Below are 12,991 nucleotides of genomic sequence, written 5' to 3'. Positions count from 1 at the left end.
AGTTAACCCCATAAGGGGCTAACCTTTGAATTTTTAAAATTTATAAGTGAAGCTTCCTAATACGTTGGCAAGAGCTTGCGCATTGGCTGTTGTATATCCGCTCCAGTAATGTTCGTTGGTAAAATTGTCTACCTTCACTCCGATTCTGAATTTTTTTGTATCATAAAAGGCATTAGCATTCAGTACCAGATATTTTGGAAGTATGAAAGTTCCCATTGTGGTTGAGTTGACGATCTTATTATCGCTGGCATAATTTCCTCCTACACCAAAACCAAGTCCTTTTAAGTTTCCATCAAGGAACTGGTAGCTCGCATTGAAATTAACCAGCCACGGAGAAGAAGCTGTAGCAGGCCTTCTTCCAATTACAGTTTCATCCGCTTCCGTATATTTCATATCATTATAGCTTACACCGGCAATTACAGAAAATCCTTTGATCAGATAAGCATTTGCTTCCAATTCAACACCCTGACTCGTTAGGGAGCCAGCCTGTCTTTGAATTGCTCTCCCTTGATCAGTATATCCAGCATTCAGAAGTGTATTTTTTACTTTGATATTGTAATAACTTAATGTTGTACTGATTCTTCCTTTGATAAGACTGGCTTTAAATCCGCCTTCGAATTGATTAGCTCGTTCAGGATCAGAAAGGGTTACATTAGAATTTGCATCGGAAACATAATATCCGTTGCTTGTGAAACTATTTTGATAATTTCCAAATACAGATACTTTATCCTGAACAATCTGATAAACAATTCCCAGTTTCGGAGACCATGCTCCCTGGGTATATGCTGCAGTTACATTTTGCCCCGTTTGACCTCCTTTAAAGTCTACACTTTCATATCGCAAAGAGGTAAGGATATTAAGCCCTGCTACAGGAGTTATTACATTGGAAATGTATCCACTGTAAACATCTTTTTTCCCTGTACTGATATAGGTGTTATTTTTTTCAAAATCAGGCTGGTTTCTCAGATTATCATACATGGCTCCCAATGTCTGGCTATTCATATTAGAATAGTCTGTACCTTTAAAAGGAACCCAGTCAAAATTGGTGAACATAAAGTATTGGTTGTCATTTAATCTCATATAATCGAAACCAGCTACAGTTCTGTTTCTTATACTTCCAATATTGAAATCAAAATTAAAATTCTGCTGAAGCTGGAAATAAGTCCTTTTACTGTCTTTGGTTGACTGATCGGCTCTTGCTATTCCAACTTCAGAACTATTTGTAGGATTGGGGGCGAAATAAAAATATGGGCTAAATCCGTCTGAATAAGAATAGGCCGTACTTACATTAGTGGAAGATTTAATATGTTCATTAATCTTATAGTTAACCTGCCCAAAGAAATTTCTTGCTTTACCTACAGTTTTAAGGCCTTCCCCGGTATAAGACTGTTTGTAGTTGTAACCAAGTTTTTCCATTTTGTCCATGCTGTCTGCACCAAGTTGTGAGCTTGGGAAATAAAAGAAAAATGCTGTTTCAGGATATGAATTGGTTTCAAACATTTCCAGCTCTGCATTGATTTCCAAATTATCGGTAGGACGGTAAGTGATGGAAGGTGTAAATGCATAGAATGAATTCTTTGCATTAGTTCTTTGGAAAGTCCCTTGATTTGTATAAGCTGTATTTAATCTGAATAATAACTTCTTATCGTTGGTCAACGGTGCGTTTACATCCGCCTGTACCCTGTAGTAGTTGTAACTTCCTCCTGCAAGAGATATTGCTCCTCCGAAAGTTTCATAAGGCTTTTTGGTAATTCTGTTGACAACTCCACCATAAGAAGTAACATTACTTCCAAATAGCGTTGCGGAAGGTCCTTTTAAAACTTCAATTCTTTCAATATTAATGGCATCCATAGAAGTGGTAATAGGGGCTACCATACCGTTTCTGATAGAGTTTCCTGCTACGAAACCTCTGAGGTTAAGATAAATTCCCCCATCTCCGGATCTGTTGGTTGCACTCCACATCTTTTGTGCGCCCGCCACATTCCTGAAAGCATCATCTACAGTGAATAATAATTGATTTTCCAAGACACCCTTGTCAATAGAAGAATATACCTGTGGATCCTCTATGGCTTTAAGAGGCATTTTATTGGAATAATCACTGTCTTTCTTGACATATGTATTGATAACTACTTCATCTATGTTTTTTGTGGTTAATGAATCTTTTTTTTGGGCAGAAACCATCATTGTCCCCAGTGCGGAAGCACAAATCAGTACATTTTTCATGAAAGCAAAATTTTCTGCAAATATATTATTTTTAACTGTTCTAAATAAATAATAAGATTGATATTTATCATAAATTTATTATATACTGAATAACAAAAAACCGCTATGGTCAATGCCATAACGGTTTTTGAATATTATTATTAAATTTTTCTTAAGAAGGAATTTCTCCTTTGTATAAGAATGAAATAATTTCTTTGTTTAATTTATCGATCATTTCACTGAATAGGTGGAAAGACTCCTGCTTATAGATTACAAGCGGATCTTTCTGCTCATATACTGCTCCCTGTGATGATCTTCTTAAGTCGTCCATCTCACGAAGGTGAAGCTTCCAGTTTTCATCAATAATTGATAAAGTAATGTTCTTTTCGAAATCGTTTACCAGACTTTCACAGTGCGTTTCGTAAGCTTCTTTAAGATCAGCTACAATAGTCATTGTTTTGTGTCCGTCTGTGAAAGGAACCTGGATCATTTTGAACATTGAACCCTGATTCTGGTATACATTCTCAATAATCGGGAATGATTTTTCTTTCAACAGGTCCAGCTTCATTTTGTAATCTTCCTGAGCAGCTTTGAATAGGATATTCGTCAGATCCTGAACGTTTTTGTTATTAAAGTCATTTTGGGAAACCGGAGATTCCATCGTAAATGTTTTAATGATTTCATATTCAAAATCTTTATAATTTCCAGAAGCCTTTCCTTTCGCAACGATAGAATTGGCAACATCGAAAATCATATTCGTGATATCATATTTCAGGTGATCTCCGAATAAAGCATTCTTTCTTCTCTTATAGATAACGTCACGCTGTTTGTTCATTACGTCGTCGTATTCAAGAAGTCTCTTTCTGGTTCCGAAGTTATTTTCTTCCACCTTCTTCTGAGCTCTTTCAATAGACTTGCTGATCATAGAGTGCTGAATTACTTCTCCCTCTTTATGACCCATTCTGTCCATCATTTTAGCAATTCTTTCAGAACCGAACAAACGCATTAAGTTATCTTCAAGAGATACATAGAACTGAGAACTTCCCGGATCTCCCTGACGTCCCGCTCTACCTCTTAACTGTCTGTCAACACGTCTTGAATCGTGCCTTTCTGTACCAATAATTGCCAGACCTCCTGCGTCTTTTACTTCTTTGGTAAGCTTAATGTCGGTACCACGTCCCGCCATGTTCGTTGCAATGGTTACAACTCCCGGACGTCCTGCTTCCGCAACGATCTCTGCTTCTTTTTTGTGAAGCTTCGCGTTCAATACCTGGTGCGGAATTTTTCTTAACTGAAGTGCTTTTGAAAGCAACTGTGAAATTTCAACAGAAGTGGTTCCTACCAATACAGGTCTTCCTGCTGCTGTTAATTTTTCTACCTCTTCAATTACGGCGTTATATTTTTCTCTGTTAGTCTTATAAACCAGATCCTGCTTGTCATGTCTCAGAATAGGACGGTTGGTAGGAATTACCACAACGTCTAATTTGTAGATCTCCCAAAGCTCTCCGGCCTCTGTCTCAGCAGTACCGGTCATTCCCGCAAGTTTGTTGTACATACGGAAATAGTTCTGAAGCGTAATGGTTGCAAAAGTTTGGGTTGCTGCCTCAATTTTTACATTCTCTTTTGCTTCGATTGCCTGGTGAAGACCATCTGAATAACGACGGCCCTCCATGATACGGCCTGTCTGTTCATCAACGATTTTTACTTCACCATCAATTACGACATACTCATCATCTTTTTCAAATAATGTGTAAGCTTTCAACAGCTGGCTCATCGTGTGAACACGCTCAGATTTTTCAGCAAATTCAGCGAAAAGTTTTTCTTTTGCTTCAAACTCTTCTTCTTTAGATAAGTTTTTAGCTTCTACTTCAGCAATCTCAGTTCCGATATCAGGAAGTACGAAGAAATTCGGATCAGAGTTTCCTTGAGACATGTATTCAACACCTTTGTCTGTAAGGTCTACCTGATTGTTTTTCTCCTCGATAACGAAGTAAAGATCTTTATCTACGATCGGCATATCACGGTTGTTGTCCTGCATGTATTGCGCTTCAACTTTCTGAAGCAATGCTCTGTTTCCGCTTTCCGATAAGAATTTGATAAGTTGTCTGTTTTTTGGAAGACCTCTGTAAGCCTGAAGTAATTTGAATCCGCCTTCCTTTGTATTTCCGGCAGCGATTAATTTTTTCGCTTCATTGAAAATAGTAGAAACCGTTTTCTTTTGTACTTCAACGATTCTGTCGATAGAAGGTTTAAGGACGTCAAACTCCTGTCTGTCTCCCTGAGGAACCGGGCCGGAAATGATCAATGGCGTCCTGGCATCATCTACCAATACAGAATCCACCTCATCCACGATAGCAAAGTTCAGTTCTCTTTGTACCAGTTCTGAAGGTGAGGTCACCATGTTGTCTCTCAGGTAATCGAAACCGAATTCGTTGTTGGTTCCGTAAGTAATATCTGAGTTGTATGCTTTTCTTCTTCCGTCTGAGTTCGGCTGGTGGTTATCGATACAATCGATAGACATTCCATGGAACTGATAAAGAGGGCCCATCCATGCGGAGTCTCTTTTCGCAAGATAATCGTTCACGGTTACAACGTGTACTCCTCTTCCCGGAAGTGAATTTAAATAAATAGGTAATGTTCCTACCAAAGTCTTACCTTCACCGGTAGCCATCTCGGCAATTTTACCGCTGTGAAGAATAACCCCTCCGATAAACTGAACATCATAGTGGACCATATCCCAAACTACAGGAGTTCCGGCAGCATCCCATGAGTTTTTCCAAACAGCTGTGTCTCCCTGAATACTGATGAAATCTTTCCCTGCAGCAGCCAACTCTCTGTCCCAGTCAGTTGCTGTTACACGGATTTCTCCATTCTGAGCCCATCTTCTTGCTGTTTCTTTTACCAATGCAAAAGCTTCAGGAAGGATCTGAGTCAGAACTTTCTCTTCAATTTCGTATGATTCTTTTTTTAGAGACTCAATTTTTGAGAAAAGAGCTTCTTTCTCATCAACATTTGTTGAATTTTTTATCTGCTCTTTTATCTGTTCTATTTGAGCTGTGATCTTGCTGGTTGCAGATTTTATATTCTCTTTAAACTCAGCCGTCTTTTGTCTCAACCCGTCATCCGTCAGTTGCTGGATGCTGGGCTCTACAGCCTTGATTTTTGTTACAACTTTTTTTACTTCTTTTAGGTCCTGCGCTTTTTTGTCTCCCAAAAACCCTTTAAGAACTTTGTTTAAAAAACTCATAAATTTTTTGCTTTATGCTTAATGCAAAATGCTTTAAGCGTTTTAAATAACACTTATCGTGTAAATTATATATAAAAAGGGCAAAAAAGCTCTAAGCACGCAGCCTAAAGCTCATCGCTTTATTAATATTCGTCTTCGTTCCAAAGGAAATCCTCGTCAGTAGGATAATCACTCCATACTTCTTCGATAGATTCATAAATTTCTCCTTCGTCTTCAATTGCCTGAAGGTTTTCTACTACTTCCATAGGTGCACCAGTTCTGATTGCGTAGTCGATAAGCTCTGCTTTTGTCATTGGCCAAGGTGCGTCACTTAAATATGAAGCTAATTCTAATGTCCAGTACATAATTTTCTAATTTTTTGCAAAAGTATAAAAATAGGTTGTATAATAAACTTTTTTATACTTGATTTTCAATTCTTTTTATAATTTTTTCTTATAAATGGCTGTCACAAACTGGCTGTCAGCGATGTCAGCAATTTACTTAATGTCGTTTTCTCAAAAACCATTCCACAAATTTTTTTATGCCATTTTGGAAGTCTGTGGCAGGTTTATAGCCTATTAATTCCTTTGCTTTTGTGATATCTGCATTGGTTTTTGTGACATCTCCCGGCTGCATTGGCAGAAATTTTTTAGTGGCAGATTTTTCAAGCGCCATTTCTATAGTAGCTACCATCTCCGATAAAGTCACAACCTGATTTTCTCCCAGATTAAGGATCTCATATACCCCGGTATTATTTTCCAGGTAAAGGATTGATTTAGTAATTCCATCAATGATATCATCTATATAAGTATAATCCCTGGCTGTATTTCCATCACCATAGAAAGGGATTTCCTGATTTTCCGAAATAAGCTTTGTAAACTTATGTATCGCAAGATCGGGTCTCTGTCTTGGCCCATATACCGTGAAGAACCTAAGCTGGATCATATCTATATGGTATAGGTTATGATAAACATGACCTATAACTTCGCCGCTTTTTTTGGTCGCTGCATAAGGAGAGATAGGCCTGTCTACATTATCTGTTTCTGCAAAAGGAATTTTTTCATTATTTCCGTAAACACTTGAAGAGGAAGCACAAATGAATTTTTCTATATGATATTCTTTGCACAATTCCCAGAGGTTCATAGTGCCTCTTACATTCACTTCCTCATATTCCAGAGGGCGTTCAATAGAAGGGCGTACCCCTGCAAGTGCTGCCAGATGGATCACCATGTCAATAGGATGATTTTTAAAGATAGCTTCAAGACCCTTATAATCCCGGATATCCTGCCAATAGAGGGAATATTGATCAGAATGGGAGAGGGAAGCCAAACGACGGATGTCAGTCTCTTTATCCGAGAACTCAAAATCCGAAATTTTACCAATTGACTCTAAAGTATTTTTAATTTTTACCTGATAGTCGTAAAAATCATCAAAATTGTCAATGTTTATGACAGAATGTCCATTTCTTAATAATCGCTCAATTAAATGAGAGCCGATGAACCCGCTGCCGCCTGTTACAAGATAAACCATTTGTATTTTTTATGGGTACAAAAATATAAATTTTACTTTTTGAAAAATATAATCATTAAATTTACTTAAAAAAGTAATATAAATATAATATGCAGTTTCAAGGGCAAATTTTAAAGATGACAAGCTACGACGCCAGGCCAATCCAGTACTATCTCAATCTTTCAGGAGATCTGATTCACATGAATGAGCTGTTTGGAAAGGAGTTAAGCATAAAACATATCGGATTCCAGTGTGTAAATTGTGGTGAGAATAAACCGATTTACAGAATGGGATTCTGCAAAAACTGTTTTTTTGAAAGCCCTTATGCAAGTGATACCATTATCCGTCCGGAACTTTCCACCGCGCACCTGGATATCGCAGAACGTGATCTTGAAATTGAAAAACAAATTCAGCTTCAGCCGCATACTGTTTATCTGGCCTATACAGGAGATGTGAAAGTAGGAGTGACCAGAAATACTCAGATTCCAACAAGATGGATTGATCAGGGGGCAACTTTTGCTTTACCTATTGCAAGAACAGAAAACCGCTATGAAGCAGGAATGATAGAAGTTGCTCTAAAAGAGCATTTACCGGACAAAACCAACTGGAGAAAAATGCTGCAGGATGATTTCGAAGGTGAAGTGGATCTTGCAGATTTCAGACAGAAGATCAAGGAATATTTCCCTGAAGATTTTCAGAAATTCTATAGTGAAGGAGAAGAATTGTGGATGCTGGATTATCCGTTTGAAAAGCCGGAAAAGGTAACTTCATTTACATTAGATAAAAAACCTGAATTCACAGGAAGGCTTACCGGAATCAAAGGACAGTATCTTGGCTTTGAAGGAGGAAATTTCATCAATGTAAGAGGCCATGAAGGATATGTAATCGATCTGGAAATCAGGAATTGATCCGGGGTAAAATAAAATCAAATCACAAAATATGGGAAAATGGGTAAAAAAACTATTGATAAGTTTCGGGATTCTGGCAGGTATCCTTCTTGCCGCAAATTTCGGAGTTAACATATGGCTTAAAACCCGGCTTCCGGATTATATAAAAAAGAATACTGATTATAAAGTATCCTATAAAACCCTTGATGTAGATTTAGGATCAGGAAATATATTCGCAACAGGAATTTCCGTCAACAGTAAAGATCCGCAGAATACTGATGTCATTGGCCTGCAGGGAACAATTGATACCCTGAAAATAAGCCGTTTCGGAATTTATGATGCTGTTTTCAATAAAAGAATCAGCTCTTCGGACCTTTTGTTGGCTAAGCCCAGTTTAAATGTTATTCTTGCAAAACCGGTTGATCGTAAAACCGGCAAAAAGAGAAATCCCGTGCTTTTTGAAAATATCAGGATCAGTGATGGAAAAATTGCTGTTTTCAGACATACCAAACAAAAATTTTTATCTGTAGAGAAGCTCGATCTGTTTGTAGAAAATTTACAGATGACAGAAGAATCCGTAGAGGATAAATTACCGGTCGTTTTTGACAGGTACAGCATTAAAGGAGAAAGATTCTTTTTCCGTCCGGATAATATCTATGCTATTACTATCAGTAAAATCAATACGGAGAACGGACAAATGTCGGTAGATAACTTCAGATTGATCCCACTGCTTTCTTTGACCCGTTTTAAAAAGTTTTATCCTGAAAAGGTTCAGCTATTTGAATTTTCCATTCCTACAATGGAATTTAAAGATGTTGTTTTAAATAAAAACAAAGTATCACTTGCTAATGCGGATTTTAAAAATCCTGTTTTGGCAGTGTACAATACAGGAATAAAGGGGAAAAAAAATGAAAAAAAATCAAATTTTGAAGTTGATTTAAAAAATATTAAACTCAATAATGCCATTGTTCGGATCAATAAACCGGATGGCAATAAACTTTTATCTGTCGGAAATCTTAATTTGAATATCAATCAGCTGATGTTTAATAAAGAAACTTCAGAACAGATCATTCCTGTAGGATATAAAGACTTTACTGTTGCCGGAAGAGACATTGAATACTCAAATCATCAGAATATCACTGTAAGAAGCCTTGCGCTTAAACCTTCCAGCGGTGAAATCCGGGATGTGGTATTATCAGCCGGCACTCCAGAAACAGGAAAACCAATAGAAGGATTAAGAACCGGCCATATTGCTTTTAATATCAATAAGCTGGAATTTATAGATAAAAAACTAAATCTTGACCTTAAAGATCTTCTGATAGAAAATGTAAACGGAACTTTTACGGCAGGTGAAAAAAAGCAGAGCAATGCTGGCGGGCCTGATATTGTAAAATCCATTACCATAAGAAAAGCTTCCTTAAAAAATTCAAATATTATTTATGATAAAGGAAAACAGCCTTTAGCTTTTCATGATCTGAATGCTACCTTTAATGGGATTGAGCTGTCTCCTAAAGCTGATCATAAAGGCCTTTCCTTTACCGTGAAGGATTACTATCTGACAACCAGAAATTTTGCCTACAAAACACAGTTCTATAATATGAGCCTGGGTCTTCTTAAGCTGAATAAAAACAGAATCCAGGTCAATAACTTTGCGATGAAGCCTCTCGTTTCGAGGGCACAGTTTATCAAAATGATACCCGTTGAAAGAGATCTGTATGACCTGAAGGCAAACCGGATAACTGCAGAAGGAACCTGGGAGCTTTTTTCTCAAAATAAAACGGTAAATGCTTCCCACGTGGTTATTCAGTCGGCAGATGCCAATATTTTCAGAAGTAAAATTCCGAAAGACGACCCCAAAATAAAAGCTTTGTACTCCAAGATGCTGAGATCTATTAAAATTCCAATGACGGTCAATAACCTTGATCTGAAAAACTCTGTATTGGTGTATGAAGAAGATACGCCAGAAAGTATGGGACCGGGAAAACTGACTTTCAGCAATTTTAATATGAATGTAAAGAACCTGAATTCAGCCAAAATAAAAGGAAAACCAACCCGGGTAGATATTAAAATCAATTGCTCCTTTATGAACCTGTCGCCGCTTTCCGTAAACTGGAACTTCGATGTAGCCGATCAGAGTGATAAATTTGCAATTTCCGGGAAAACATCCAATCTTCCGGCCAGCGGAATCAATCCGTTTATCAGGCCTTATCTTCATGTAACGGCTACCGCAGGGACGATTCAGGAAATGCTTTTTAATTTTAAAGGAAATCCTGCAGGATTGCATGGAACCTTTAATCTTAAACATAAAGACTTGAAAATTGCCGTTTTAAATAAAAACAACCATGAGAAAAAAGGTTTTCTGACTGCTGTTGCCAATGTATTTCTGAAATCAGATTCAGGACGTTTTCCTGAAGCCGTTACGGTGGAAGATGTGGAACGTGATCCTACAAAGTCTTTCTTTAATCTTTTCTGGCGCGGAATAGAACAAGGATTAAAGAAAACCCTGATTGGTAAAAATGTAGAAAAAACAGAAAAGAAAGTAAAAGATGCTGTCGCTTCAGTAAAAGATATGAAGCAGTCTGTAAAAGAAATTAAACAGGAAATAAAAAATAAAAAAGAAGCCTCCCCGGCGGAAGGAGAGAAAAAAGAAAAGAAAGGTTTTCTTAAAGGAATATTCAGGAAAAAAGAAAATACCCAGGAATAATTCCTTAAACCATTAAGATAGAATGATCATCTGCTCATAGAAACGATATGTAATGATAACAACCTTAATGGTTTAAGGATTAATATAAGAAAGATTCAGTTAAAAATTGAATTCATCGCTTTCCTGAATAGGAATGTCTCGTAAAAATTTATCAAACTCTTCACCCGGATAATTACTGTCTGCTCCATATGAGTCTATGATCATTCCACGGTTTCCGCTATTGTCTTTTACCACATAAAGAACTGCATTATCATCAGGATTACTGTCTCCTTCAAAGCGGTAGGTTTTCAAAATGGTCAGCTCCGAAGGCTGATAAATTTTGTCAGAATTTTCAAATTTCATTTCGCATTTTTCATTCATTCTGAACTCTCTGTGTATTCCTCTTTCAGAAAGCGTTTTCATGACTTGGCTCAATGTCGTCATTCTGTCGATGTTTTCTGGATTTTCCATAATAATATTTTTGGTAATAAGTGCAATAATTAAACCATTGCAATTTCTAAATATAAGAAAAATAACAGATTATAACTTTCTTAAAAATAAAGTTTAATGTTAACAAAATTTATAATCTGAAAAAATAAATTGGGTATACTTTTTGCAATGGTATCAGTAATAAATCAAAGAAAATATGAAAAAAGAAGTTGGAGTTTTACTGGCAGGGGGAGTTGGTCTTTTGGCAGTATTAAGTTTAATAAGCATAAAAAAAATATTGACTAAAAAAGATAAAAAATATAGTGATACCTACTCGGATTATCACAGACACTTTGATGAAAAGAATCATGAAGATGAATATCATGGAGTTGAATTTTACGCAGTGAAGTAGTAAAAAAATATATTTAATTATGTTTAAATCCAACGCTTTTGAAAGTGTTGGATTTTTTTGTGGAAAACTTTAATGTTAAAACTCATTATTTTATGAAAATTCCACTCTAATTTTACACCGGAATGCAAAACGAAAATTTCATAAAAGGTCAGGGAGCTCAGCGAAACGTTATCAACCGTTTCGACAGGTATACCTTTGAACCTGAAGATGAAGATTTCGAACCCATAAAGACCTCTTTTACCGAAGTCTTTCCCAAAACAATTGTCAATCAGGTGAAAAGCGAGGATCTTCCCATGGAGTATTCAATGAATCCTTATCAGGGATGTGAACACGGCTGCTCCTACTGCTTTGCAAGACCCACTCATGAATATTGGGGGTATAGCGCCGGAATTGATTTTGAAAGAAAAATCATGGTAAAGAAAAATGCTCCTGAACTACTGGAGAAATTTTTTCAGAAAAGAGGTTACAAGGCAGCTCCTATTCTCCTGTCCGGAAATACAGATTGCTATCAGCCGGCAGAAAGACAATTTGAAATCACACGAAAACTACTGCAGGTTTGTCTCGATTACAGACATCCTGTCAATATTCTGACAAAAAATGCATTGGTATTAAGAGATCTGGATATTTTAAAGCCAATGGCAGAACAGAATCTTGTTTCCGTTTCCCTGAGTATTCCGACAATCAATGAAGAGCTCAGAAGAAAGATGGAACCGAGAACCAGCTCCGCAAAAAATAAATTAAAAGCTGTTGAAATCCTTTCCGGAAACAACATTCCCGTACATGTAATGGTCGCTCCTATCATTCCCGGACTCAATAGCGATGAGCCGCTGAATATATTGAAAGCCGTCTCGGATGCGGGTGCTTCCAGTTTCGGATATACGCTTGTAAGGTTAAATGATACTGTTGAACCTGTTTTTGTAAATTGGATAGAAGTACATTTTCCGGATAGGGCTCAGAAAGTATTGAATCTTATCCGGTCTATGAGAGGAGGAAAGCTTGGAGATAAAAGATATTTTGAACGACAAAGGGGAGAAGGTAACATTGCGGAAATGATTCACACTACCTTTAAAATCGGAAGAAAGAAATTTTTTGAAGGTAAAGAATTCCCGAAACTTTCAACCGCAAACTTCACCGGAACCCGCGATCAGCAACTGAGATTGTTTGATTAGTCATAACTTCGAAGAAATCATATCATATATAGTATAGGATTTTACAATAGGTTTCGCAATATTGTGCATCATTATAAATAGTATAGATTTTTTCAGGAGCTTCATCCTGCTATCCATTTCTACTCCTCGCGCCGGGGCTTCCCGTCCTCAAGCCCTCTCGCTCCGGCTTCTGCTGCGGGGTAACCATTGCTATCAGGGCTAGGGAAGGAGTTGTTAATGATGAATGATGAATGATGAATGATGAATGATGAATTTCATGGTAGGAGGATATAGTGGTCCGGGTTATTGTGTTGCGAGCTTCGGGTTAGTGAATCCAAGCCTTTATTTCCATTGTGTCATTCCGTAGAAATCCAAACCTCTTGACCAGAGTAAAGGATGTAAGTTAGCAGGATAATGTCTAAAATCTTTTTTAACAGTTGGTATTATCCGTGTCATGCTACGGACAAGTTTTGTCCGGACTCCTGTGGATTGACA

The 12,991-nt window shown here is 37.2% G+C and carries 9 protein-coding genes; 4 read left to right on the top strand and 5 right to left on the bottom strand.

The window, feature by feature from the left end; translation table 11 throughout:
- Positions 1-33 precede the first annotated feature (33 nt).
- From ACR1PO_RS08700 to ACR1PO_RS08685, 4 genes are all read right to left on the bottom strand, one after another.
- Positions 34-2,223 (bottom strand): TonB-dependent siderophore receptor, encoded by a 2,190-nt coding sequence (locus ACR1PO_RS08700; RefSeq protein WP_433986516.1) that lies wholly within the window; start codon positions 2,221-2,223, stop codon positions 34-36.
- A gap of 151 nt (positions 2,224-2,374) precedes the next feature.
- On the bottom strand, positions 2,375-5,449 hold the full coding sequence (secA, locus tag ACR1PO_RS08695) for a preprotein translocase subunit SecA (RefSeq protein ID WP_433986515.1): 3,075 nt from the start codon (positions 5,447-5,449) through the stop codon (positions 2,375-2,377).
- 122 nt (positions 5,450-5,571) lie between these two features.
- Complete coding sequence (locus ACR1PO_RS08690) at positions 5,572-5,793, bottom strand: DUF2795 domain-containing protein (protein ID WP_002662059.1); 222 nt, start codon at positions 5,791-5,793, stop codon at positions 5,572-5,574.
- A 136-nt stretch (positions 5,794-5,929) separates the two neighbouring features.
- Positions 5,930-6,958: a GDP-mannose 4,6-dehydratase gene (locus ACR1PO_RS08685; protein WP_332388859.1), complete on the bottom strand. Its 1,029-nt coding sequence runs from the start codon at positions 6,956-6,958 to the stop codon at positions 5,930-5,932.
- A gap of 89 nt (positions 6,959-7,047) precedes the next feature.
- Between ACR1PO_RS08685 and ACR1PO_RS08680 the strand changes: the two genes are divergently transcribed.
- Both ACR1PO_RS08680 and ACR1PO_RS08675 read left to right on the top strand, forming a co-directional pair.
- On the top strand, positions 7,048-7,845 hold the full coding sequence (locus tag ACR1PO_RS08680; protein WP_332388860.1) for a DUF2797 domain-containing protein: 798 nt from the start codon (positions 7,048-7,050) through the stop codon (positions 7,843-7,845).
- A gap of 31 nt (positions 7,846-7,876) precedes the next feature.
- Positions 7,877-10,528, top strand: coding sequence for an AsmA family protein (locus tag ACR1PO_RS08675; protein WP_433986514.1), 2,652 nt, complete (start codon positions 7,877-7,879; stop codon positions 10,526-10,528).
- A gap of 99 nt (positions 10,529-10,627) precedes the next feature.
- Here the strand turns inward: ACR1PO_RS08675 and ACR1PO_RS08670 are convergent, their stop codons facing one another.
- The gene (locus ACR1PO_RS08670; RefSeq protein ID WP_332388864.1) at positions 10,628-10,978 is read right to left on the bottom strand and encodes a hypothetical protein; all 351 of its coding nucleotides are present in this window, start codon (positions 10,976-10,978) and stop codon (positions 10,628-10,630) included.
- A 175-nt stretch (positions 10,979-11,153) separates the two neighbouring features.
- Here ACR1PO_RS08670 and ACR1PO_RS08665 point away from each other — a divergent pair, with 175 nt between their 5' ends.
- A complete protein-coding gene (locus ACR1PO_RS08665; protein WP_002981846.1) occupies positions 11,154-11,348 on the top strand; it encodes a hypothetical protein in 195 nt (64 codons plus the stop codon).
- A gap of 122 nt (positions 11,349-11,470) precedes the next feature.
- Complete coding sequence (locus ACR1PO_RS08660) at positions 11,471-12,517, top strand: PA0069 family radical SAM protein (RefSeq protein ID WP_433986513.1); 1,047 nt, start codon at positions 11,471-11,473, stop codon at positions 12,515-12,517.
- The last annotated feature ends 474 nt before the right edge of the window (positions 12,518-12,991 follow it).

It is taken from the genome of Chryseobacterium amylolyticum, assembly GCF_051011775.1.
In the GTDB taxonomy this organism is placed as follows: domain Bacteria; phylum Bacteroidota; class Bacteroidia; order Flavobacteriales; family Weeksellaceae; genus Chryseobacterium.
This window is presented reverse-complemented; position numbering and strand designations above follow the sequence as displayed.

Bases quoted from the DNA above. Each gene is read 5' to 3' on its own strand.
- ACR1PO_RS08700 (WP_433986516.1), bottom strand. From the start codon at position 2,223: ATGAAAAATGTACTGATTTGTGCTTCCGCACTGGGGACAATGATGGTT.
- secA (WP_433986515.1), bottom strand. From the start codon at position 5,449: ATGAGTTTTTTAAACAAAGTTCTTAAAGGGTTTTTGGGAGACAAAAAA.
- ACR1PO_RS08690 (WP_002662059.1), bottom strand. From the start codon at position 5,793: ATGTACTGGACATTAGAATTAGCTTCATATTTAAGTGACGCACCTTGG.
- ACR1PO_RS08685 (WP_332388859.1), bottom strand. From the start codon at position 6,958: ATGGTTTATCTTGTAACAGGCGGCAGCGGGTTCATCGGCTCTCATTTA.
- ACR1PO_RS08680 (WP_332388860.1), top strand. From the start codon at position 7,048: ATGCAGTTTCAAGGGCAAATTTTAAAGATGACAAGCTACGACGCCAGG.
- ACR1PO_RS08675 (WP_433986514.1), top strand. From the start codon at position 7,877: ATGGGAAAATGGGTAAAAAAACTATTGATAAGTTTCGGGATTCTGGCA.
- ACR1PO_RS08670 (WP_332388864.1), bottom strand. From the start codon at position 10,978: ATGGAAAATCCAGAAAACATCGACAGAATGACGACATTGAGCCAAGTC.
- ACR1PO_RS08665 (WP_002981846.1), top strand. From the start codon at position 11,154: ATGAAAAAAGAAGTTGGAGTTTTACTGGCAGGGGGAGTTGGTCTTTTG.
- ACR1PO_RS08660 (WP_433986513.1), top strand. From the start codon at position 11,471: ATGCAAAACGAAAATTTCATAAAAGGTCAGGGAGCTCAGCGAAACGTT.